Source organism: Cellulophaga baltica, from assembly GCF_900102165.1.
Taxonomy (GTDB): domain Bacteria; phylum Bacteroidota; class Bacteroidia; order Flavobacteriales; family Flavobacteriaceae; genus Cellulophaga; species Cellulophaga baltica.
Map to the genome: position 1 here is coordinate 18,100 of NZ_FNBD01000014.1, position 24,351 is coordinate 42,450.

Sequence of the window (24,351 nt, forward strand, 5' to 3'; positions counted from 1 at the left end):
CTTATATTTTATTGAATTTTACGGTTAAAGAATCAAAACCTACTTTACGTTTAAAATCACCAAGATCTTCTATATTATCCTTAGCGTCATGAATGTCTATGCTTTTTACTTTAGCTATTAAAGTGCGTAATAACACTTTCATTACTTGCCTTGCATGAGTTGCTCCAAGACAGTTATGCGTGCCAAAACCAAAGGCTACATGCGGATTTGCTTTTCGGTCTAAAACAACTTCATCAGCATTTTCAAATACAGTTTCATCTCGGTTTGCTGAAGCCCAACACAGCGAAATTCTGCTATCTGCCTTTACAGCATGTTGGCAAACCATAGTATCCTGCGTAGCCACACGTCCCATTTGCGTTAGGGGCGAAAAGTAACGAATAAGCTCTTCTATCGCAGTAGGTAATAATTCGGGCTCTTTTCTGAGCCATTCTAAAGATTTTGGATGTTCTGCGAAATAAGCAATACTGTTAGTCACCGCATTAATAACCGTGTCTCTACCTCCGGCAAAGGTTAAAATAAGCACCCCCTTAGCTTCTTCTGCACTTAGCTTTTTGCCATCTACTTCCGCTGCTAATAAAACAGCATAAAAATCCTTACCTGGATTTGAGCTACTTTCAGCTAATTTTTGGTCTATATAATCGTAAAGAACATTTGCTTTTGCACCATCTAAAGCAGAATCTTTACTTCTAAAAACATGGGTACCCCAAGATATCCAAGTCTGTGCTTCTTCAAAGGGTACATTAAACAATAAGGTGAGCGCTTGAGATTGTAATACCAATGCAAAATCATGAATCACTTCAAAAGAATCTTGCTCCAATACCTCTATTACCAAAGCCTCAATCTGTAAGGTTAATTCTTCTTCGTATTTTTTTTCTAATGGCCGCTTAAACCATTTTTCAACCACCTCCCGATAAGCACCATGTTGCGGAGGATCTACTTCAAAAGGAATTTGGCGGATACTTCTAATATTTACCTCCGAAGGAATAACGATGCGTCCCGGAATAGCTCCTGAACTATAGCTTTTCCAATTATGTGCAGCCCTACGTACTTCCTTATGCCCTAGAATCATGGCAACAGGATCATTTTGATCATCCATTTCTCCTATGCCTGTTTCCTGTCTTGCCTTTTTAAAAGGATCTGTGAAAATACTTTCCTTCATGAGTGGTTTATATTTATGATTTTAGATAGTAGTTTTGATTGCTTCAAAAATCTATTTTTTTAAGAAACCAAAAATTCTCTTTATTGACCTCATAAGTGCTTAAATTGACTTTCTATTGTTATTTTACTTCTTATTGATGTTATAATTGATTATTTTCGAGTAAATATATTTTAAATTGAAAGCAGAATTTGAAAAAATTAGAGTCACCAATAACAGCTCTTTTAGTGCCTTTGTGTATGAAAGTGATGAGTTTGATGCACCTTGGCATTTTCATCCAGAATTTGAACTAACGTATATTCTTAAGGGAGAAGGGGTGCGCTATGTAGGTAATAGTGTGCAACAATTTGAAGCTGGTGATTTTGTGCTTTTAGGGAGCAACTTGCCGCACTGTTGGAAGAATACTTCTGAAGATGCAACCTACGTTAAATCGATAGTTTTTCAATGGGATGCTAATCTTTTAGGTGTTGGTTGGTTAGAGAAAAGAGAATTTTATAGTATCAAAAAACTATTAGAACGTGCTTCAGAAGGCATCCATTTTAATGCCATTGTAGCGGCTAAAATGACTTCAAAATTAGAAGAAGTACTTACCAAAGACCCCTTAGAGAAACTTCTGTCATTTTTAAAAGTATTAAAAGAAATTAGCGAAATAACCACTTATAATCTCTTGGTAACTCCTGGTTTTACACCTATCTTAAATAGTAAAACAAATCATAGGATAGATGTCATTCAAAATTTTGTCGCCAATAATTATACGAAAAAAATAAAGCTAGAAGACATTGCAGGAACACTAGCTATGGGAAACGAAGCTTTTTGCAGGTTCTTTAAAAAATCACACAGTAAATCTTTCTTTACTTATTTAAATGAATACCGCATCAATATAGCCTGTAAATTACTTATCGAATCTAAAAAACAAGTAAGCCAGATTGCTTATGAATGCGGGTATGAGAGTCTCCCTTTTTTTTATAGACAGTTTGATAGGTATATGAATTGCTCTCCTTTGAGTTTTAGAAAACAATACCTTAAACTCTGATATATATCATAGCTAATATGTAGTTACTTAGGCTACCTTAGCCCTACCGTTAAAAGATTATCTTGGGACTGCAGATTTTAATTATACTTTATGTTTTAGTAGCGCTAACCTTAGTGGTGAGTATCTTATTGCATGGCGCAAAACCGTCTAAAACTTTAGGGTGGCTACTGGCAATATTTACAGTACCAGTGGGCGGCATTTTACTCTATTTATTATTGGGGAGAAATAGAAGAAAAAATAAACTAATACGTTTAAAAAAAGAACGTTTTTTTAAATTTCCAAAACCTTCTATAGAACAAACCGCTGTAATGCGTGGCCAGTTTAAAAAGATCATGACCTTAGTCTACAAAAACTCTCATTTTCCTCCAACGGGAGGTAATGAATTGGTATTGTTAAAAGATGGTAAAACTACTTTTGAAACCATTTTTAAAGCACTAGAAGCAGCAAAAACTACGATACATCTTCAATATTATATTTTTGAAGAAGGCGAATTGGCGGATGCTTTTTTAAAACTTTTTGAGAAGAAAGTAAGGGAAGGAGTTTCCGTACGGATGATTTATGATGGAGTAGGTAGTTTTTCTTTAAGTAAAAAATACATTGACAAGCTAGAAAGTATAGGCGTATTAGTGTACCCTTTTTTGCCGTTTAAATTCGGGCGATTTTTTAGATCATTGAATTACAGAAACCATCGCAAAATTATAGTTATCGATGGGCAAATAGGTTTTACTGGTGGCATAAATATCTCGGATAAATATTTAAAAGGGGATGCAACTTTAGGCAAGTGGCATGATATGCATTTACAAATTACAGGAGCTGCCGCAGAACATTTAGATTATGTTTTTGCATTAGATTGGTACCTTGTGAGTGAGCAGGAAATTAATTTGATACCATCTGCAAATAAAGAAAAAAAGGTTCTTAATACTAGTTTAGTGCAAATAGTTGCAGGAGGTCCAGATGATGACTTTGCATCGCTTGAACAGACGTATTTTGCCATGATTAACAAAGCTGAAAAATACATTTATATCACCAACCCTTATATTATTCCAGGACAGGCTATTTTGCAAGCATTACAGACGGCAGCCCTTAGCGGCATAGATGTTAGGCTGCTAATTTCAGAACAAGCAGATAGTAAAATAGTAGGGTGGAGTGTACGTTCTTATTTTGAAGCGCTCTTAAAAGCGGGAGTGAAAATATACTTATTTCCTGATGGATTCTTACATAGTAAGATTATTGTAAGTGATGATGCTATTACCACCATAGGTACAGCCAACCTAGATGATCGTAGTTTTGAGCAGAATTATGAAGTAAATGCTTTAATTTATGATGAAGTATTTGCAAAATTGCTCAAAACAGATTTTCTAAATGATGCTAATATAAGTAAAAGCTTATCCTACACAGAATTTATAAACAGGCCGTGGAGTGATAAGCTTAAAGAAGGTTTTGGTAAATTGTTTAGTGCACTATTATAGTTCGTTTTTACTTATTTCATGTTCCTTCCAAGCATTCAAGTTCTCAAATGTCAACTCGGCAATATGCTGTAAGGCTTCATGGGTCATGTATCCCTGATGTGGAGTTAATAGCACATTAGGTAAACTTAAAAGCTTTTTTAAGGCCTCATCTTTTAATTCTTCGCTTGAAAAGTCTTTAAAAAAAGTTCCCGCTTCTTTTTCATATACATCAGTGCAATAACCAGCAATTTGTTTATTTTCAAGGGCCTCAATAATAGCTATAGTATTTACATGTGCACCTCTAGCGGTATTTACGATAATCACATTCTTTTTCATTAAAGCCATTCGTTCTTTGTTTATGAGATAGTGATTATCTTCCGTGAGTGGTATGTGTAAACTTATAATGTCTGATGCACTACACAGCTGATCTAAACTTTTGTACTTTAAATTATAGGCAGTTTCCAATTCATAATTGGGTGCAATATCATAGGCTAAAATTGTACAACCAAAACCATTCATGATACTTGCCATAGCAGCACCAATACTACCTGTGCCAATTAACCCTACAGTTTTACCTCGTACATTAAAACCCATTAAATTATCCTGTATAAAATTATAGGCTTTTACCTGCGCATTGGCCGTAACTATTTTACGGTTTAAAGCTAATAATAAGGCTGTAGCATGTTCTGCAATAGCGTAAGGAGAATAGTCTGGTGCATTTGCGACCTTGAAACCATAATTTTTGGCAGCACCAAGGTTCACATTGTTATAACCAGCGGAACGCAAAGTGATGTAGCGCACACCTAGCGCCCAAAGTTTTTCTAAGACTAGCGAGGAGGCATCATCTCCTGAAAATATAGAAATAGCACTGTACCCCGTTGCTTTTAAAGCACTTTCACTTGTTAGTGCTTCCGGAATAAAATCTAGTTCTTGATTTTTGGTATTGGCGTTTTTTAAAAACGGAATTTCAAAATCTTTACTGCTGTAAAATAATATTTTCATGTGTGGTTGTACTTATACTATTAATGTTGTTGTATCATTTAATTTTGGAATAGTAACATTCCAATGGTATTCATCTCTAATTTTTACTTTAAATATATCTAAAGCATTGGGCTCTCCGTGAATTAAAAATACGTTTTCTGGTATATTTTTTATCGCACTTAACCAATCGAGTAATTCGTTTTGATCTGCATGGGCAGATAAACTTTCTAAATGCTGAATGGAAGCTTTTATAGGGTAGTATTTTCCAAAAATTTTCAATTCATGAGCGCCTTCTAATAACTGTCTGCCGCGTGTGCCTTCTGCCTGATAACCTGCAAGCAATACAGTTGTTGAGGTTTTGCCTATCATTTGTTTTAAATAGGTTAATACACGACCGCCAGTAACCATACCGCTTCCCGCAATTATTATTTTAGGCCGTGGATTATCAATAGTTTTCCATGTATCGGCATAGGAAGTTATTATATTAAAATGGTTGCACATAGCTGCATATTCCTCGGAAGATAATTTATGCCACTCAGGAAATTCTTCAAATACAGATAGTACATTGTTACCCATTGGACTATCAATAAATATAGGGATGTTCGGAATTTTGTTTTTTTTGTATAATTGCCATAGGGTGTACATTAACGATTGTAAACGTTCTACGGCAAACGAAGGGATAATTAAGTTTCCGCCATTCGTAATTGTTTTATGTACTAAAGCAACAAGCATGCCCTCTACATCCTCTTTAGGATGTAGTTTATTGCCGTAAGTACTTTCTAAAAATAAATAATCTGCCCATTCTGGTTTTTCTGGTTTTGAGAGTAATACGTCTTCCACTCTTCCAATATCACCGGAAAAAACTACTATTTTACCATACATATCAAGCTCGATAAATGTAGCACCAATAATATGTCCGTTGTATCGAAATCTAAATTTTACAGCATCAGAGAGTTGAAGCCACTTTCCGCTATCTGCAGCTTCAAACTTTGAAATGGTGTTTTTAGCTTCATCTATGGTATAAAATGGAATTGCGGGATGATGCTTGCTATACCCTTCTTCATTAGCTCTCTGTGCCTCTTCTTCTTGAATTTTACCGCTATCTAAAAGTATAATTTCTGCAATAGCTAAAGTAGGAGCCGTACCTATTATTTTCCCTTTAAATCCTTCTTTTACGAGACGCGGTAAATAACCAGTGTGGTCTAAATGTCCGTGCGTAAGTAGAACAACATCTATTTTAGAAACATTGATAGGTAAAGGAGTCCAGTTTATTTCACGGAGTTCTTTTAATCCTTGAAACATGCCACAATCTACCATGATGTTTATGTCTGGAGTTTCTATATAAAATTTAGACCCTGTTACGGTACCAGAGGCGCCTAAAAAGTGAATTTTTACATTTTTCATAAATTAAGGATTACAAAATTGTTTAAGCTCATTGATAATACTTGTTTTTCTAGATTTGGAAATACCTAAATGATCTAATAAAAATTGTTCTTTCCAGAGTTGTCTGCAGAGTACTACGTCTCTATTTAATAGATAATGCTTCTCTTTATTTGTTAGAAGCGTAGAAACAGTGATGGGATATAGACTCAAACGATCTATTCTATCTTTTAATCCTTCCTTTTTAGGGAAATCCCAACTTAATAAATAGAGACCGGCACAATGGCCGTAGGCAATAGCATCGCTTGTGAATCTTGTGTTAGTTACTACCCAACCTTTATCTATAACCCGTTTTTCTGTTGATTTTGTTTCCCAGAATGTTTTAACATCCCTATACCGAGAATGAATGTATAGCGGAATCTTAACATTACAGTTACGGCCTTCTTCCGAATGAAATTTACATTCAATAATAGCCACTTTATTATTTTTTTCCGCAATCACATCTATCTCATGGGTAACACAAATTCCGTTTAGAATTTCACCCACGGTAGTTGTGTATCCAGAATAAGTTAAAATCGCAGCCACAAAACGTTCAAAAGGAAAGCCTGTTGGGCCCAATTCATAGATGGCCTTTTTTAGCTTGTATTTAGAGGCAAAAACCGATTTGTTTCTTTTTAAAAGCGCAAAAGCTCTGTTGTAAATCTCTTGTGTAGAAATACCTTCATAAAGCTCCTCTTTTACTTTAGAAACAATTGCTTCTATTAAGTTATGATTGGCACCACTATACTTTAGGGAATTACGTAATTTATCTAAAGAAAAAAGAGCTTTTTCTCCTGAAGATTTCGTTACTTTAATGGTCATAGTAGGTTCCATATCATTTTTTTAGTTGTACGTCTACTTCGGGTATTTTAAGTAATTGTAGAGTAGTAGAGGCAAAGCTTACTGTACCTTGGGTAGCTTTAATTTCTCTCTGAATTAATTCAAGTAATTCGTGCTTTGTAGCTCTTCTTCTTTTATAATCTGTGATATAACGTAAGTTTATAGCCACCCAATTATCTGTTAAATTGATGGCGATAGAAGGGGCTAGCTTAGAATCTTCAATATAGTAGCGTTCTACCATTTCTTCCCACTTTGCAGTAGATTTTTCTGTGTAATCCGCTAAAAGTAATTCAGCTTGTTCTTGGACTATTTTTTTTGCAAGTTCTAAATCAGATTCGTAGGTGATAAGAATATTTAATTCGTCCCAAACAAAAGGGAAATCCATAGAATAGTTTTTAATAGGACCCTTAAAAACAAAGGCATTACTGATTTTTACAATTCTACCGGAATAGTTATCGCTGCTTACCCATTCTCCCATTTCCATTAAAGTGGTATAGATACTATCAATATCTATAACATCTCCCTTTATTCCGTTTATTTCTATCCGATCGCCTGGCTTATAAATACGGACAAAGAAAATATAAAATGATCCCGCTATACTCAAAATTAACTCTTGAAGCGTAAACGTTATACCGGCCGTGAATAAGCCAATTATAATGGTGTAATCTTCTAAGTTTTTTACGGTGAAAGATATTAGGATTAATAAAGCAATTAGAACATAGCCAATGATTTCTACGCCTTTTTGTGCCTTATAGCGTATCGCTAAATCTGCAATTCTTTTCTTTAATACTTTCCTTAAAAAACTAATACTAGCAACAATAACCATGATCCATAGCACTAACTTGGCTATTTTTAAAAATGTAGGATGTTCTAAGAGGGTATTTAAAGTTTCCATGAAGTTATGTAGGAATGTGGTTATACATACTATTAATGAAGCGCAAGAATAGGTGTAGTGGCTTCGTAACCTATCTCCTTAATTAAAGGCTTTGAAAATACGGTTCCAAAGAAAAAATGAGAACGGTTTATAAATGCAATCATACTACTGTCTCTACTCGCTACAAATGTGGTGATGCCTTTCGCTAGGCTCAATCCTGTAAGCGTATGAAATGTACACTCTATAGTACTAAAAATGGATTCTAAATATTCCTTGCTTTCGTGTTGCGTAGTAGATAATTCTTCTGTATTGTTGATATGAAGTATGCGTATCGCTGATCCATGCATTCTAGCTATATCTACTAGATAATCTAGTTCTTTGGCTTTATAATTTGTTTTTAAATCGGTAGGGAATACTATTTCCTTAATAGGCGTAAAGCGTACCATTTCTGGAATAGCGAGAACAGGGCAAGCTGTAATTTTTTCCATAGCCTTTACGGTATTGCTTCCGAAAATAATTCCTTTGCGCCCGGTGGCACCTTGGGTGCCCATAACGACTAAATCAATGGCTTCTTTAGCAATGATATGTTTCATTGCTTCAGATAGAAAATTTAAACTAGAAATAGTATGATATTGATGCTTTGGGTTGTCATTATGCAATGCGAGTACCTCTAATAATTTTTCAAAGGCTTTCTCAGATACTTCTAGGGCTGCATCATAATCGGGACTACCCGGTTCTGGGAGTGCCAGGTAGTCTGTGGTATAGCCATCTACGTGAAATACATTTAAAAAGTAAAATTCACAATTTTGCTTTTCATATAAATCTAGGGCATAACGTGCTGCATTTAAAGCATTTTTTGAAAAATCAGTAGGAATTAAGATGCGTTTATTCATGATGTTCCATTTTAGAGATTGGTGTGATAAATTTAATTGTACTCAAGGAACTTTTCTATGACAATTGTCACTCCATACTCGGAAGTATTAGAAACGGAATATTGGCATACATACTAACATCTTTTATCACAGGTTCTCGTAGTAACTTTTCTAAAAAATTTCTTTTTTGATGTACCATACAAAACAAATCTATCTCGCGAGCAGCAATAAATTCGTGAATAACCTTTGCTTTATCACTAAATTCTTTCATTGTTGTAAAAGAATGCTGATACTCTTTTAGGCAATTTTCTAATAATTTATATTTGAGTTCTTGCTCTGCATCTAAGATAGCTTCTTCAATAATATGCATAACTCGTATGGCAGCATTGGTTTGTTTAGCAATAAATAAAAGGGGCGCAATATTAGATAAGGAACACCCTTGCTTATAATCTGTTACAAATGCAATTTCTTTAGGTGCAGTATATTCTATTTGTTTTGGAATAGCTAATATGGGACAGTTGGATATGGTGTTTGTAATTTGAATAGTGTTGCTGCCAAAGAACAATTCTTTAGCGCCAGTTTCTCCTTTACTACCTATTAAAACAAGATCTATATCATATGCCTTAGTGGTGTTTTTTATGTTCTTAGAGAGATTGCCTTCTTTAGAAAGTGGAATAAACTTATGATTAGGATTTTCTGTATCTAAGGTTATTTTATGAATTAATTTTTCTAAAGCAATATTAGATTGCGCTTCTATTTCTTCTAGTTCGTTTTTATTGGATAAGAAAGGTGCCCTTTTATTCTTTAGAGGCGTAAGCTCATCATACACATTGAGAATATAAAAGGTACAAGAGGTTTCTTTAAATAATTTTGTTCCGTAAAACAATGCACAGTAGGCATCATTTGAAAAGTCTGTTGCTACTAATATAGATTTCATTTTAATTTTTTAAAGTTGAGGAATGACCATAAAGGGTATAGTAACATGAAAACCGACCTTTTTTAAGACAGGTTCTATGAATAGTCTTTCAAAAAAGGTATGCTTATTTTGAATCATTACCAAGAGATTAATTTTTCTTTTTAATTGAAAATCGTTTATGGCTGTAATAATTTCATTGTCTGGAACTTCATGAAAAATAGCATGATTAACCATAAGTCTATCCAATTGTTTCTTATGCTCTTTTTGTACCATGTTAAGCGCAATGGCTTTTCTAATATACAATATATTAACTTGAGACTTATGGTGTTTAACCACTTGTAAAAGGCTTTCAATTTCTTTTTCAGGATAGGTAATTTCAAAATCTGTAGGAAATAAAATTTCTTTTGGTGCTTCATAGGCAAAAGAATCTGGAACGACAATCAGAGGACATTTTGTTTTTTTAATGATATGTACCGCATTACTTCCAAACAATATTTCTTCAGCGCCGGAGGCACCTTTGGTACCCATAACAATAAGATCTATACCTTCACTGGTGGTCATTTCAAGAACTTCATTCAGAAGCGTATTAAATATAACACGTGTTTTAAACGTGTGTTTAGGATTGGGGTATTCTAATTCAATTTTTTCTTTTAATTCTTTACTATTTGTCAGCGCTGTTTCTTTCATAACATCTCCTAGACCTATTAATCCAGGGCTGCCAATTAAGTATTCTGTTTGATACACAGAAGGATTATACGTATGCAATAGATAAAAGGTGCATTTGATGTCTTTGTAGACCTTTAAAGCATAGGTTATCGCTTTAAATGAGTTATCAGAAAAATCAGTTGGGAGCAATATTTTTTTCATGATGTTGTATTTTTATGGTGGATTAAAAGTACCCAACATAATCCAATAAAATTATGATATAAATCAGTTCAGAACTCTGCTGTATTTTATAAATTTATAATTCAAAAAAGAATAGAAAGATGAAAAGTAGTTTCGATAAAATAATAGACTCAGATACACCAGTATTAATTGATTTTTTTGCCGATTGGTGCGGACCTTGTAAAATTTTGGCGCCCATTTTAAAGCAGGTAAAAGAGGAGATGGGAGATGCCGTTAAGATTGTAAAGATTGATGTAGATAAAAACCAAACCTTGGCTTCAAAATATCAAGTTAGAGGGGTACCTACCATGATGTTATTTAAAAATGGAAAACAACTTTGGCGACAATCTGGAGTGCTCCAAAAAAATGATATCGTAAATATCATCAAATCTAACTAACAATAGATTTCTTTTAATTTATTCATGTAAAACCAAAAAAGGGATGCTAATATGGTAGCTTATGTCTTCTACGGTAGGCCTGAATAGGATACGCTCTAAAAAATTTAAGTTTTTAGCGACCATTACTAACATATCTACCTTTTCGGTACGGATAAACCTATCAATAGCTGTATCTAAATTGTGGCTTTCTAGGTTGCTAAAATTATGCGTTATTTTTTTAAAATAATGTGCTAGAAATTCTTTGTTTTTTAATTGTAGAGCGCTCATAGTTTCATGTTTACTCTCAATATGTAAAAAATTGAGTTCCGCATTGGTCAATAGCGATACATCTTTTAAAAGCGCTAAGATATTTAAATCGTAATCTATAATGTAATCTGTTGGAAAACCAATGCGCTGTGGTTTGTGATAGCTTGTTTCTTCAGGCACGGCTAATACGGCACATTTTACTTTTGTAATTACGTGCCCCGTATTACTACCTAAAGCTACTTTTTTTATACCAGAAGCACCTTTGGTACCCATGATAATAAGATCTATTTTCTTAGTCGCTACATCATTTTTTATATGATCAATAAAGAAACCATAATTGGCCGAGGTGTGAAATTCGTGTTTAGTGTTAAAAGGCAATTTTTCTATACGTTCTAAAAGAGTATCTAATTTTTTTAAACTTTCTTTCAGTAAGTTCTCTTCCATAATTTCAGGGGGCAAAACCATCGCCATTTCTCCTGCGCTAGCTGCTAGAACTGGACTTACGTGGGTGAGGTGAAAAGTGCATTTTGTTTTTTTAAATAACGATAATCCGTAGGCAATAGCATTCCATGAATTTTCTGAAAAATCTGTTGGGATAAGTATATTTTTCATGCGTATGAGCGTATTAACGTGATAAATTTTGAAGTACTAAAAAGGGTAAATGGATTTTAAGACCTATTTCATCTATGGTAGATCTATATAACATGTCTTCTAAAAAGGAATGACGAGAATTTGTCATTACTAATAGGTCTATAGCTTTTTCATCAATGGTATTCATGATAGCAGTAACTCTATTTTGTACCGCAGTCTGTTCAAAACTTAAATAAGCATTGGGTAAAGCGTCTTCAAGAAATTTTTTGTTATCTATTTGGCGCATGCTTAAATCTTCAAAATCGGATATATGAAGGCAATGAACATCAGATTTGAATTCCTGACATAAGGTATCTAAGAGCTTTAATTCCCTGCGTTTATAAGGCAAATTATAATCTGTTGGGAATAGAATTTTTTTAGGGTGTTGGTAGGTATACGTTTCAGGGATAGCAAGAACAGGGCATTTTACATATTTAAATACTTGTACAGTATGGCTTCCAAAAGTGATGCTTTTATTTGCTGTTTTACCTTTGGTTCCCATAATGATGAGGTCAATGTTAAATAGATTAACGGTGTCATTTACAGCATCAACCAAAGACTCAAAAGAGGCTATTGCTTTGTAAGTGTGTTTAGGGTTATGTACCTTTTCTTCTTTAGTGCTAATTAAGTCGTTGAGTAACTCTTTAACTCGAATTTCAATGTTAGTGGTACGTTCAGAAATAGACGTATCTGCACTATTTTTTAAAAAACCATAAACTTCATCAGCATAGGCGTGCACAAAATAAAAAACGGTTTGCTCGCATTTGTACAACTGCAGGGCGTAATCTATAGCATGCATTGCATTTTCTGAAAAATCGGTAGGGATTAAGATAGTTTTCATAGCCTAATATTTTTGAGGTCACTTCAAAAATATCTTTTGGTGTATTAAATCCCTATGACAATTGTCATAGACCTAGGATAGTTTGTTTATTCATGAAGTACAAAAACAGGAATTTTTGTGTGCTTACTTATTCTTTTAATGGTAGAATTGAATAACAGTTGTTGTAAGTAATTTAAGTTTTTTGCTGCCATGATGGTCATATCAATGGCATGGGTGATGGTGAAATCTTCTATAGCGTCTTTCACGTTTTTGTTTTTTTCACTATAAAAATGGTAGCGATCTTCAAATACTTCATCTAAATATTCGTGCAGATAGTTTTTATTTTTCTCTTGAGAGCTATTTAATTTTTCAGTCACCATTACACTCATCACTTCTAATACACCATTAGAGATTCGTAAAATTTCTGTTAACGACTGTAGAATGTCAAAAGAATAAAAGTTGTTGAAATTGGTAGGAAATACAATTTTATGTAGGGGTTGAAATTTACATTTTTTTGGTACAATTAATAAGTTGGCGGCTACTTTTGTAATGACATCTTCAGTGTTACTGCCTATAAATGTATTTTTTAATGTAGAAGTGCCCTTAGTCCCCATAACAATAAGATCTATTTTCTTTTCTACGATAGTCTTACGAATAATATCAATAAAATTTCCAAATTCTTGTAAACCGTAGAACAGATGAAGCTTAGACGTATTATTTTTAGAAATCTCCTGAATTTTTTCTTCCAGTAGCGCCATTTTTGATGGCAGGTCTATTGCATTATAATTTAAGGCAAAGCCATTTGTTGCAATCCCAGACTCGCTCAATGCACCAATATTCATGATATAGAATGTACAGGCTGTATTTTTGTAAAATGCAACGGCGTATGCTAAAGCATTAAAAGAATTTTCTGAGAAATCTGTAGGTACTAAAATTTGTTTCATTATTGGGATCCACTACTTTACAGCGAAGGTATAAAGCCTTAAGAACTCAAAAAATGACAACGGTCATATCCTGAAAGGTAAGAGTAGTGGAACTTAGGTGATGTATTGGAGTGCTTTGAGCTCTTTAATCTTAATATTTCGGCCTTCTATTTCAATTAAGCCTTCTTTTTTGAAGCCGGATAACGTACGTATTAAACTTTCTGTGGCAATACCCGCAACGCTCGCCAAATCACTTCTAGATATTTTGATAGGCTCATCTGCTTGCGTGGTCATAATATCGGCAAATTGTAATAAGGTTTGAGCTGTTTTTTTTCGTACAGAACTATAGGCCATTTGCAGCAGTTGCTGTTTAATTTCTTTTATGTTTCCCGATAGTAATTCTACCAGCTCTAAAGAAATAGCATGGTTTTTTTCTAAAATTTCTTTTAAGTTTTCTTTAGAAATACCCGCCAAAACCACATCTTCCATTGCCGTAGCAGATTCTTGATAAGGTACATTTTTTAAGAAAGAAGTAAAGCCTAAGAAATCATCTCCTCGGTACAAAGACGTAATTAATTGTTTTCCGTCTTCATCCATAGAATGACAGTTAACAACTCCTTTTAGAACCAAAAAAATGGTGTTAGAAGCTTGACCTTCTTTATAGATAATATCACCTTGTGAGAAAGTCAATTCGTCCCCATTATCATCAAAAAAATTCTTTAATTCATTGAGGTCTAAAATATCATCCTCAATAGTTTCCTGTTTGTGATCTGCAACGGCATTTTGTTTTAAAATCTCATGTTTGGCCAGTCTACTTTCAATAGCACTAATTAAATCTTCTTCTTCGAAAGGTTTGGTCAAATAATCATCGGCACCTAAATCCATCCCTTTTCTAATTTCCTTGTGCTCTGTTTTTGCTGAAAGAAAAATAAAAGGAATTTGCTTTGTAATTTCATCTTCGTTAAGTGCTTTTAAAACACCATAGCCATCTACCTCTGGCATCATAATATCACAAAGTATAATATCTGGCAATAATACTTTAGCAGCTGTAATTCCTATTTTTCCATTAGGAGCAGTCTTTACTGCATAACCAGCAAGATCTAAAAGTTCTTCTGTGTTCTCACGAAGTGCTCTATCATCCTCAATTAATAAAATAGTTTTCATGTGCGTATTGCTTTAAATCTTTAGGTATGGTAATCGTAAAAATAGACCCTTCATTTTCCGAACTTGTAAAGTCTAAACTAGTGCCTAAATTTTCCAAATGCTGTTTAGCGATGTTTAGTCCTATTCCAGTTCCTTGTGTTAAGAGTGCATTTTCAGCTCTAAAATAGCGATTAAAAATGTGTTTCTGCTCTTCTTCAGGGATTCCTATACCATGATCTACCACTTTTATTTCTATGGTATCTGTATTATTCGCTACGATGATATCTATAGCAGTATCTTCAGGAGAGTACTTAATAGCATTATGTACTAAATTAGACAAGGCCAATGCCAAGGTTTTTTCATCAAAATAGATGAAAAGGTCATCTATATTTCTAGGATAGCTAATGCGCTGTCCTGTTTTTAAAAGCATGTTGGCATTGTAGATTACATCATCCAATAATTTACTCAACGGAAACTCTTCTAAACTGTAATTTATTTTTCCGGAATCTAAACGTTCTACCGATAAGAAATCTGTTAGAATAGTATCTAGATAACGTACTTTGCTTTTTATAGTATTGACATGTTTATCTCTCTTTTCCTGTTGCTCCGTTTGTGTGTATTTGGCAAGTAGGGTAATAGACGTTAAAATACTACTAAGCGGTGTTTTAAATTCATGAGAAACCAGTGATAAGAATCTAGTTTTTAACTCGTTGAGTTCTTTTTCTTTAGCTAATGCCTCAGTTAATTGCTTGGTACGTTCTTGAACCGTTTTCTCTAATTTTAGGGTGTAGTTTTTTCTATCTGTGATGTCTAATATGATGGCTAAAAAAACATCTTGATCCCCGAATCTTGATAATTGTAGATGTACTTCTGCTGGGTATTGTGTGCCATCTTTTCTTTGATGTACCGTCTCAAATTTTATTTTTTCTTCTTCATTTGTAATTAAAGGAACCAAAACCTTTCTAAACTGTTTTTCTGTAAAATTTGGTTTAATGTCGACAGGGGTAAACTTCTTGAGTTCTTTAACCGTGTAGCCAATATTATTTTGAGCTCCTTTATTAGCATTTATAAACCGTAATGAATCTTTGTCAAATAAGAAGATTTCATTTAAAGATTCATTGAAAATTTTTGCCCAATGTTCTTTTTCTTGCTGACTTTTTACACGCTCTGTAACATCATTCTGTATTCCAATATAATTGGTAATAGTTCCAAACCTGTCTTTAATTGGTGTAATGTATAAATCGTTATAAAAAAGACTTCCATCTTTTCTATAGTTTCGTAAAATAGCTTGTGAGCTTTCTCCTTTTTTTATGGCATTTCGCATGTTAACGATGCAGTCTTGGTCCTTGTCATCGCCTTGTAAGAATCTACAATTTTTGCCGATTGTCTCTTCTTCAGAATACCCCGTTAGCGTTTGAAAAGAAGCATTGCAATAGATAATAGGATTGTCTGGTTTTAAAGCATCAGAGATTACAATTCCATTGGAAGCAGATTGTAGTGCTTCACTCTTCATTCTTAAATCTTTCTCTACGGCCTTTCTATTGGTAATGTCTATAACCAGTGCCATAACATACGTGGTATCGTACAGCTCAAAAGGGTTTAAGCCTGCTTCTAAAGGAAATTCTTCTCCGTTTTTACGTACACCAAACAATTCACGACCGTGACCCATTTGCCGTTTTTCACTCTTAGAAATAAAATTATCTACGTGTTTATCGTGATTTGGATGGTATCTTTTAGGAATTAGAATTTCTAGAGGTTGCCCAATTAGTTCATCTTTATCATAGCCGAACATTTTTTCAGCAGCAGAGTTAGATGCAACTACATTTTGTTTTTTGTTGACAACTATGATTCCCTCAGAAACACCTTCAGAGAGAAGATTAAAAATGGTACTATTCTTTTCAAAAGCTTGCATAATTTCAAAGTTAAAACTTTAAAACTGATTATGCTCATAGAAAAGAAAAGGGAATGCTTTTAACTTTTATTCATTGAAAGATACTAGAACGCTAAAATTTATAAATTTTTGGTTGCAGGATGTTGCTGAATATACTCATAAAGCTTGTTGGCATCTTCAATGGTGCATAATTGTGAACCTGGTGTCATGGTTGCAGCTGTACCACAAGCAACACCAAATTTAGCAGTATCACTTATTGACTTATGGTTGGCTAAGGCAAAAACCATCCCCGCAACCATACTATCACCGGCACCTATGGTGCTATTCTGGTACACAACAGGGGCATTGATATGCTCGTGGTAATCCTGTGTAATGACGAATGCGCCTTGCGGGCCTAAAGAAACCACCATTAGTTCACATGGGTTATTCGCCATAAATTTCTGAGCGAGGGGTATTAAATCGGTAAATGAAATTTCCGTTACACCACACAATCTACTTAGTTCTCCTAGGTTGGGTTTTAAAAGAAAAGCACCTGCTTGAGCTCCAATAAATAAAGGTTCTCCTGAGGTGTCTAGTATAAGCTTGGCTTTTTTTGCCTGAGCTAATTTAGCAACGCGGGCATAAAAGTCTAAAGGCATTCCTGGTGAGAGACTCCCGCTTGCCACTAGAAATGTACCTTCTGTGAGTAGTGGGTCTAAATGCTGTAACGTTTTATTGCACTCTTCTGTCGTTACTTCCGGTCCTGGCATGCCAAACCTAAACTGCTGGTGACAACTTAGGTCTGTTACCGCTAAATTTTCTCTTGTAACTCCCTGTATAGAAATAGGTTCTTGAGAAATTCCGCTTTTGTTAAGTAATTTTTTAAAATAGGCTCCCGTGTGTCCTCCTTCTAGATACATGCAGATAGAATCTTGTCCTAACTTTTGTAATACTTTAGATACATTTATTCCGCCACCACCAGCTTCAAAAATGGGGGTTTCGCATCGTAATTTGCTATTGGGTTTTATTCCTCGTACCGTAGTACTTTTATCTATTGCAGGATTTACAGTGAGCGTGATTATTTTAGGTTTCATAGCATCGGATTCTTTTTATTGCGTTGGTTCCATTTGACAAGTTCATACCATAAGACCGAAATTAGTCCTGTTAGGATGGCTCCTAATACTTGTAATATTGTTAAGGTGCTGAACTGAAAAAATCGTGTGAATGGAGGGATGAATAGTAGCGCAGCTGTAATGAGAACCGTAATTCCTATAATTAAAGGGACCAGGTTGTTTTTATATTTTAACGTGGTCAAAATAGAATAGTAAAAAGATCTATTTACTAAAGTTAAGCCTATGTTTGCAATGATTAAAACCAAAAAAACCATGGTTCTAGTGGTGTCTTCAGAATAGTCCGTATGAATGCCATATTGATATATAGCTAGCGTACCTACCGTAATGGCTAGACCTTGAATGATACTTGTTAGGAGTTCTTTTAATTTGAAAAAAGTATCTGTTAACAATCTTGGCTTTTGAAGCATGGTATTTTTTTCCAGTGGTTCATTTTCATAGATGATAGAACAGGTAGGGCCCATGATAAGCTCTAGAAGAATCACGTGAGTTGGAGAAAATATATTAGGAAAAGCCCAACCCAATGCCAACGGAATAAACACCGTCAAGATAATTGGTATATGTATGGAAATAATATATTGAATGGCTTTTTTTAGATTGCTATAAATTTTTCTACCCATGGCAATGCTATCGATCATTTTAGATAAATCATCGTCTACGAGAATTAAAGAGGCTGCTTCTTTGGCTATTTCAGTTCCCTTGGTACCCATTGCAATGCCAAAATGTGCAGCTTTCAAGGCAGGCCCATCATTAACACCATCTCCAATCATTGCAACTACTTCGTTGTTTGCCTTTAGAGCATTAATAATTCTTAATTTTGCATCTGGAAACATTCTAGAAAATACTTGTATGTGTTTTACTTTCTCTTGTAGTTGTTTATCGTCTAATTGCATTAATTCTGCACCCGTCATACCTTTTTCATAGCCAATAAAATGAACTTCTTTGGCAATAGCACTAGCGGTAGTAGCCGTATCTCCCGTAATAAGTTTTACCGTAATTCCTGCGCGATCAAATTCTTTTAAAACCGTACTAATATTTTTTTTAGGAGGGTCATAAAAGGCTACAAGGCCTAAAAAGTCAAATAAGAATTCTTGTTGTGTTTCGGGATAATCTGTTCCTTTAAATTTAGCAATACCCACACCTAACAATCTATAGCCTTGATCTCCCAATACCGTTATCGCTTTTCGAATCTTAGCTTTCTCGACCTCTTTTAAGTTACTTATGGGGAGAAAAGCTTCTGGAGCTCCTTTAGCAGCAATAATTAGTTCTCCTTCTTGGTTTTCAAAAATATGTGTCATCATGGGAGGTTTACCTCCTAAAGGATACTCATGTGTTAGGCTATAGCCTTTGCGTTCATCGGAATTAGTAGTTCGGGCATATGCTTCGTGAAGCGATACTTCCATAGCATCAAAAGGGATGGGCTCACTAGACCAAATCGCAGCATCAATTAATTCTTGCTCTAATGCATTTGGTTTTTCTGGAACCGCTACAGTTTCATCTGTTTTAAAAAGATACAATTTTACTAAACTCATTTTATTCTGAGTGATAGTACCTGTTTTATCTACGCAAATAACCGTTGCACTCCCTAAACTTTCTACTGTTTTTATTTGTTTTACTACAATTCCTAATTTCATCAAACGCCATGATCCAAGGGCCATAAAGGTTGTGAATGCTACGGGAATTTCTTCAGGTAATATACTCATTGCTAAGGTGAGCGCTTTTAGTAAACTATCTAAAACGTTTAGAGTATTGTAATAATTAATTCCCCATACCAACAGAAACGTTATTCCGCCTGCGATAGACATTTTATTTACAAAGCTTGCTATTTGTATTTCTAATGTCGTTTTCTCGTTCTGTATATTTTCAAGGCTTTTTCCTATTTTGCCCAAGGCAGTTGCATTTCCAATTGCGGTAACGGTGGCAATGGCTAAACCACTTGCTACTGTAGTTCCTGTATAACATTGATTTTTTTTAGATTGTATATCTTTAAAAACGGCCATAGATTCTCCAGTAAGAAGCGATTCATTAACAGAAAAGTCGTTTGAATGTATAATGACGCCATCAGCAGGAATTATAGTTCCTTCCTCTACCATGATACAATCTCCTAGAACAAGGTCATGCGTCTGAACTTCTTTAATTTCGCCATCCCTGATGACTTTAGCTTTTGGTTGCGTAATGTTTTTTAGTTTTTCTAAAGCATTTTTACTTTTAGATTCTTGATAAAATGAAATAGAGGCTACTAATACAATAGCGGATGCTAAGAAAATACCATCTCCTATATTGCCTGTAAGAAAATAAATTCCCGAAGCCACACTTAACAACAAGACCATTGGTTCTTGTAAAATATCCTTGAGGGCATTTATGAATTTATGTTGTTTTTTATAGTCTAAAGTATTTTTGCCGTGCGTTTCACGAGCGGCTAAAACTTCTTGTTCAGACAATCCTTGTATGCCAAAATCCTTTGGATTTATCATGTGGTTTTATTTGTTATTTTTATTTAGGAATAGAAAAGCCATTGATTAACTCTAAATTAATAGCCTTCAAAGCTTTGTCTTTTTTAAGTTTATTCTTTTCTATAGCGGCGATGGCAGATTCATAGCCTAAATTAAAAATGGTATCACTATTTTTAAGAGAAAAAGTACTAAATTCTTTCATTCTACTGGGTCTAATAAGTAGGTCGCAATCTTTAAATTTTAAACTTGTTTCACGTGCCAACATAATATGATAAGACCGTTCCATGATATTGTACACATGTTTTAAGCTGTCTTTTTCTACGTTTTGAAAAGGGTTTACATAGACTCCAATAATGGTATCACATTTGTGTTTTATTACATCTACAGGAAAATTGTTAAGAATACCGCCATCTGCATAATATCCGTTCTCTATAGCTACCGGAGCAAAAACCCCTGGAACCGCAGCAGAAGCTAGTATGGTCTTTATTAAACTTCCAGAGTCAAATGTTTTTAAGGTACCGTCTAATAAATTGGTTGCTGTAACGATAAGTGGTATTTGAAGGGCCTTAAAATCATCTATCGGAAAGTAAGCGCTAAACTGTTCATAGAACTTTTCGGTATCTAATAAACCCGGTTTACCCATGGCGTAGTTTGTGAAAGAGAAAAGTTGTGTGGTTTTAAAAAAATCTAGCATTTGTTGCCATGAACACCCTCCTGCATATAATGCACCAACGATGGCATCTGCGCTTGTGCCCGCTATATAAGAGGGCTGCATTTGATGTTCTTCTAGCGCCTTTATTACGCCCACATGTGCAATGCCTCTTACGCCACCTCCAGAAAGAACCAAACCTGTATTCATACTACTAACTATCAGACGATTTAAAATCGAAAGTAATAAAGTTTTAATTTTTTATACCTGACAAATGTCATAGTAAATTTTTAGAATAAGTTCCATATTTGGGTATCAACATATTTTAACACCCTGATATTATGGAATCTATTATGAAAAATACAACGAGCACCAATGAATTTAATGTATTTGTTTCTAAGACATATGTAGACTTAGTTAGTTTAAAACAGACAGGAGATACACAAGCCTCTAATTCGTTGCTTTTAAAAGTTTTGCCGCAGGTAAAACAATATGTACAACATAAATTAAATGTGGCTACAGCAAATGGTTTACTAGATAAAAACAGATTTAAAGGAGATGATATTATAGATCAATTATTTATTGAAGTATATGATCATATAGATGCCGTAGAAGCAGCGGATGATTTTCACGTTTGGTTGTTTAAAAAGGCAGATGAATTAGTAGAAGATTTGCTTGTTGATGAAGAGTTTGATACTTATTTCTTTGAAAATATAGATAACTTCTCTAAACCAGAATGGGATGAGATGGAAGAAAAATATAGCACCGATGGAGATGGTGATTTTGTTATGTTAGAAGATTTTGATACGAATGATTATCCTAAGAATGACTACCTATTAAATGCTGTTTTTGTAGAAGATAAAGACAAAGATATAGTAGCTACGCTTGATAAAAAGTTAGATGCAGAGCGTGTTAAAAAGCATGCAAATCTAGTATTGTTAGGCTTGCCGAAAACAATGAGTAGTGCTTTTGAGTTGTTCAATACTTATAAGTTTAATACGCATGAAATTTCCAAGATCATTAATAAAAGTGTGCATGAAGTAGCGCATTTGCTAAAAGAAGCAAAAGGCAAAATGAAATCTAGTTTTTTAAGCAGATATATAGACTAATAAAATCAAGATGATGAAAGAGCGACCAATAAACCATAAAAACGTATTACTTCTGGGCGCAAGTCTAGAAGTATTACATCAAGAAAGTAAAGAATGGTTAGAAACTATTTCTTTTTGGAGTTATGAAGCCCAGTTTTTTAAAAACTTATTAAAACAAGTAAAAACAAACGAAACAAGGTATCAACAAATGTTACAGACCTTAGATACCATTTACAATCAGCTCTTTAAATTTCTTAAAAAAGATATTGTCGTGCATGAAAAAAACCTTGCCCAACTTCAAGAGTTAACGATAGGTTTTAGTGATACAGACTATCGCGATGAGCACAAACAGTTAAGCGAAAGTATGTCTTTACTCACTCAAGATTTTAAGGAATTAAAAATGACAATTTTCGATTTTGTTAAGCAGCGTACATTATTAGATGGATAAGGTAATGCCTATGGGGCAATGGTCAGAACCCAAAATATCGGCATAAATAGTAAAGCTTTCAATTTTATCAGCAATCGCCTTACTTACTAAAAAGTAATCAATACGCCACCCTGTATTGCGCTCCCTAGATTTAAAACGGTAACTCCAGTAGGTATAAGCTACTTCATCTGGATGCAGCAGTCTAAAAGAGTCTACAAGATCATTAGCGATGAAATTATCCATCCCATCTATTTCTATTTGGGTATAGCCAGCGGTTTTATTGTAATTAGCTTTGTCATTTTTTAAATCGATGGCGCGGTGGGCAACATTAAAATCTCCGCAAGCGATCACAGGCTTTTTCTTCACTAAATTTTTTAGGTAAGCAAGGAAGTCATTATCCCATTGTTGACGGTATTCTAAACGATCCAATTTTTGTCCAGAATTGGGTACGTAGACATTTACTAAATAAAAAGCATCGTACTCTGTACATAAAATCCGCCCTTCCGTATCATGTTGCTCAATACCCATATCAGGTACAGCCTTCAAGGGAGTAGGTTTGCTTAATATGGCCGTACCAGAATATCCTTTCTTATCAGCTGAATTAATAGCTATAGATAAATCTGATAAAGGTTCTAAGGCTTTAGTAACTTCACTGTCCTGTGCTTTAGTTTCTTGTAGGCATAAAATATCAGGAGCCATTGTTGTCACAGCTTCAAAAAAATCTTTCTTTACAACGGCGCGAATACCATTAACATTCCAAGAAACAATATGCATAGATGTATTTTATAGTGAATAAATCCCGTTAGAATTTTCGGAAGATGAAGGTACTAAAATCAGTCTAAAAATTAAAGCTTAAAGTTAGAATATCAACCTAATAAATTACGCAAATAGGACATAGAGTATGCCGAGGATAACAATGCTACTAAAGGTGAGGCCGATAATTTTACGAGTTTCTTTTGATCCATTGATAAGGCTTATTCCTAATTTAACGACCATGTTACTTAAAATAGCTGTAATAATTATTGCTGTTGCGGTAACATAATTCCCTGTTGTCTCTGAAAATTTAGCCATACTGATGGTTATGGCATCGGTATCGGCTAAGCCAGCGATTAAGGCTGTGTAATATAGACCTTCATCGCCAAAAAATAATTTCCCATAGAACACGGCAAAGCGTATAATCATATAAATAACACCAAAACCTATGGCATTTACTAGATTTAGAGGGTTTCCTAATTTAATGTCTGAGTCTGGCTTACTCGTTTGTTTATTAACTAATAGTAGTGCTGCACCTAGACAAATTAAGGTAAGCACCGTAAAAGGGATGAGTATTGAAGGAACTAAAGCACTGTTGAAAATACCTATAAGGAGCGCTAACCTTGGAAACATTATGGCCGACGCTAGTAAAATCCCTGCGCTATATTTTTTTGATAACTCTGGAAATTCTTTACTTTTTGAAGCATAACTCCAAGTCACTGCGGTGCTAGATATGAGTCCGCCTAATAATGCGGTTAATAAAATTCCTTTTTTTGAGCCTACAAATTTGACCAAAAAGTATCCTATGAAATTCAAAAAGGAAACAATTACAATAACGGAACCTATTTCAAAAGGGTTTATTAAATTATTGATTCCCAGATCTTTATTTGGTAAAAAAGGAAGGATTAAAAGAGCAATAATCGAGAATTTTATGAAGGCAGATAATTCATCTGCCGTAATATTACTGATTACAATTTTAAATCTTGTTTTAAGCGATAAAAGCGTTGTTATAATTACAGCGGTGGCTACCGCTTCTCGATACAATCCTTTAGAGGCCATAAGTCCTAGGATGAAAGTGGTCATCAGCGCTAAATCTGTGGTTAAATCATTAGAGTAGCTACTGCTTGCTTTGGAGAACTGGCTGAATCCTAGAAATAAGATAAAAGCAACTAATGTTACAATAGGCAACCAAACGGTAAACGATTCGCTTAAATTTCCAATAATAAAGCCTAAAATTGTAACGATGGGAAAAGTACGGATACCCGCAAAACCAGCCTCTTTTTTTAATTTATCATATTCGCGTTCTAATCCAATAATGAGTCCTATGCCAATACTGATAAGTATACCAAGCATATAACTTCCCATGAGATCGCTTAAATAGTGTATCGTGTCCATGA

23 protein-coding genes are annotated in these 24,351 nt (G+C 34.4%); 5 read left to right on the top strand and 18 right to left on the bottom strand.

The genetic code is table 11. From position 1 onward, the window contains the following. Nucleotide 1: 1 nt before the first annotated feature. Nucleotides 2-1,159 (bottom strand): cytochrome P450, encoded by a 1,158-nt coding sequence (locus tag BLQ19_RS18185; protein ID WP_025614685.1) that lies wholly within the window; start codon nucleotides 1,157-1,159, stop codon nucleotides 2-4. 175 nt (nucleotides 1,160-1,334) lie between these two features. Here BLQ19_RS18185 and BLQ19_RS18190 point away from each other — a divergent pair, with 175 nt between their 5' ends. Together BLQ19_RS18190 and cls are read left to right on the top strand one after the other, a co-directional pair. Continuing rightward, nucleotides 1,335-2,189 carry an AraC family transcriptional regulator gene (locus BLQ19_RS18190; RefSeq protein ID WP_074539279.1) on the top strand — a complete coding sequence of 285 codons (855 nt, stop codon included), beginning with the start codon at nucleotides 1,335-1,337 and terminating at the stop codon, nucleotides 2,187-2,189. A gap of 62 nt (nucleotides 2,190-2,251) precedes the next feature. Further along, nucleotides 2,252-3,658 (top strand): cardiolipin synthase, encoded by a 1,407-nt coding sequence (gene cls / locus BLQ19_RS18195; protein WP_074539280.1) that lies wholly within the window; start codon nucleotides 2,252-2,254, stop codon nucleotides 3,656-3,658. Here cls and BLQ19_RS18200 read toward each other — a convergent pair. The 7 genes from BLQ19_RS18200 to BLQ19_RS18230 form a co-directional block, all read right to left on the bottom strand. Further along, nucleotides 3,653-4,639, bottom strand: coding sequence for a 2-hydroxyacid dehydrogenase (locus tag BLQ19_RS18200; protein WP_074539281.1), 987 nt, complete (start codon nucleotides 4,637-4,639; stop codon nucleotides 3,653-3,655). The genes cls and BLQ19_RS18200 overlap by 6 nt on opposite strands. A gap of 12 nt (nucleotides 4,640-4,651) precedes the next feature. Next, a complete protein-coding gene (locus BLQ19_RS18205) occupies nucleotides 4,652-6,022 on the bottom strand; it encodes an MBL fold metallo-hydrolase RNA specificity domain-containing protein (RefSeq protein WP_074539282.1) in 1,371 nt (456 codons plus the stop codon). A gap of 3 nt (nucleotides 6,023-6,025) precedes the next feature. Next, on the bottom strand, nucleotides 6,026-6,871 hold the full coding sequence (locus BLQ19_RS18210; protein WP_074539283.1) for an ATP cone domain-containing protein: 846 nt from the start codon (nucleotides 6,869-6,871) through the stop codon (nucleotides 6,026-6,028). Nucleotide 6,872: 1 nt separating this feature from the next. Beyond that, a complete protein-coding gene (locus tag BLQ19_RS18215) occupies nucleotides 6,873-7,772 on the bottom strand; it encodes a mechanosensitive ion channel family protein (RefSeq protein WP_074539284.1) in 900 nt (299 codons plus the stop codon). A gap of 32 nt (nucleotides 7,773-7,804) precedes the next feature. Next, nucleotides 7,805-8,644, bottom strand: coding sequence for a universal stress protein (locus BLQ19_RS18220; RefSeq protein WP_024480183.1), 840 nt, complete (start codon nucleotides 8,642-8,644; stop codon nucleotides 7,805-7,807). 67 nt (nucleotides 8,645-8,711) lie between these two features. After that, nucleotides 8,712-9,560 (bottom strand): universal stress protein, encoded by an 849-nt coding sequence (locus BLQ19_RS18225; protein WP_074539285.1) that lies wholly within the window; start codon nucleotides 9,558-9,560, stop codon nucleotides 8,712-8,714. A 9-nt stretch (nucleotides 9,561-9,569) separates the two neighbouring features. Continuing rightward, a complete protein-coding gene (locus tag BLQ19_RS18230) occupies nucleotides 9,570-10,406 on the bottom strand; it encodes a universal stress protein (RefSeq protein WP_029446003.1) in 837 nt (278 codons plus the stop codon). A gap of 119 nt (nucleotides 10,407-10,525) precedes the next feature. Here BLQ19_RS18230 and trxA point away from each other — a divergent pair, with 119 nt between their 5' ends. Then, the gene (gene trxA / locus BLQ19_RS18235) at nucleotides 10,526-10,822 is read left to right on the top strand and encodes a thioredoxin (protein WP_074539286.1); all 297 of its coding nucleotides are present in this window, start codon (nucleotides 10,526-10,528) and stop codon (nucleotides 10,820-10,822) included. An 18-nt stretch (nucleotides 10,823-10,840) separates the two neighbouring features. Here trxA and BLQ19_RS18240 read toward each other — a convergent pair whose 3' ends face one another. The 8 genes from BLQ19_RS18240 to BLQ19_RS18275 form a co-directional block, all read right to left on the bottom strand. Next, nucleotides 10,841-11,680 (bottom strand): universal stress protein, encoded by an 840-nt coding sequence (locus BLQ19_RS18240; protein WP_074539287.1) that lies wholly within the window; start codon nucleotides 11,678-11,680, stop codon nucleotides 10,841-10,843. 13 nt (nucleotides 11,681-11,693) lie between these two features. Then, nucleotides 11,694-12,539 carry a universal stress protein gene (locus BLQ19_RS18245; RefSeq protein ID WP_074539288.1) on the bottom strand — a complete coding sequence of 282 codons (846 nt, stop codon included), beginning with the start codon at nucleotides 12,537-12,539 and terminating at the stop codon, nucleotides 11,694-11,696. Between the two features lie 86 nt (nucleotides 12,540-12,625). Beyond that, complete coding sequence (locus BLQ19_RS18250; protein ID WP_025614696.1) at nucleotides 12,626-13,462, bottom strand: universal stress protein; 837 nt, start codon at nucleotides 13,460-13,462, stop codon at nucleotides 12,626-12,628. Nucleotides 13,463-13,555: 93 nt separating this feature from the next. After that, on the bottom strand, nucleotides 13,556-14,605 hold the full coding sequence (locus tag BLQ19_RS18255; protein ID WP_074539289.1) for a response regulator: 1,050 nt from the start codon (nucleotides 14,603-14,605) through the stop codon (nucleotides 13,556-13,558). After that, entirely contained in the window at nucleotides 14,583-16,496 is a 1,914-nt protein-coding gene (locus tag BLQ19_RS18260; protein ID WP_074539290.1) for a sensor histidine kinase, read from the bottom strand. Before BLQ19_RS18260 ends, BLQ19_RS18255 begins: the two co-directional genes overlap by 23 nt. 98 nt (nucleotides 16,497-16,594) lie before the next feature. Continuing rightward, the gene (locus BLQ19_RS18265) at nucleotides 16,595-17,548 is read right to left on the bottom strand and encodes a 1-phosphofructokinase family hexose kinase (protein WP_074539291.1); all 954 of its coding nucleotides are present in this window, start codon (nucleotides 17,546-17,548) and stop codon (nucleotides 16,595-16,597) included. After that, complete coding sequence (locus BLQ19_RS18270; protein WP_074539292.1) at nucleotides 17,545-20,058, bottom strand: cation-translocating P-type ATPase; 2,514 nt, start codon at nucleotides 20,056-20,058, stop codon at nucleotides 17,545-17,547. The genes BLQ19_RS18265 and BLQ19_RS18270 overlap by 4 nt, the downstream gene beginning before the upstream one ends. Before the next feature lie 19 nt (nucleotides 20,059-20,077). Next, the gene (locus BLQ19_RS18275) at nucleotides 20,078-20,896 is read right to left on the bottom strand and encodes a patatin-like phospholipase family protein (RefSeq protein ID WP_074539293.1); all 819 of its coding nucleotides are present in this window, start codon (nucleotides 20,894-20,896) and stop codon (nucleotides 20,078-20,080) included. A gap of 131 nt (nucleotides 20,897-21,027) precedes the next feature. Here BLQ19_RS18275 and BLQ19_RS18280 point away from each other — a divergent pair, with 131 nt between their 5' ends. Continuing rightward, on the top strand, nucleotides 21,028-21,795 hold the full coding sequence (locus BLQ19_RS18280; RefSeq protein WP_074539294.1) for an RNA polymerase sigma factor: 768 nt from the start codon (nucleotides 21,028-21,030) through the stop codon (nucleotides 21,793-21,795). A 10-nt stretch (nucleotides 21,796-21,805) separates the two neighbouring features. After that, a complete protein-coding gene (locus BLQ19_RS18285; protein WP_254788427.1) occupies nucleotides 21,806-22,222 on the top strand; it encodes a hypothetical protein in 417 nt (138 codons plus the stop codon). On the opposite strand, the gene BLQ19_RS18290 is transcribed toward BLQ19_RS18285, so the two are convergent. Both BLQ19_RS18290 and BLQ19_RS18295 read right to left on the bottom strand, forming a co-directional pair. Further along, on the bottom strand, nucleotides 22,211-22,975 hold the full coding sequence (locus BLQ19_RS18290; protein ID WP_074539296.1) for an exodeoxyribonuclease III: 765 nt from the start codon (nucleotides 22,973-22,975) through the stop codon (nucleotides 22,211-22,213). The genes BLQ19_RS18285 and BLQ19_RS18290 overlap by 12 nt on opposite strands. Nucleotides 22,976-23,080: 105 nt before the next feature. Next, nucleotides 23,081-24,349 (bottom strand): MgtC/SapB family protein, encoded by a 1,269-nt coding sequence (locus BLQ19_RS18295; RefSeq protein ID WP_074539297.1) that lies wholly within the window; start codon nucleotides 24,347-24,349, stop codon nucleotides 23,081-23,083. Nucleotides 24,350-24,351 lie beyond the last annotated feature (2 nt).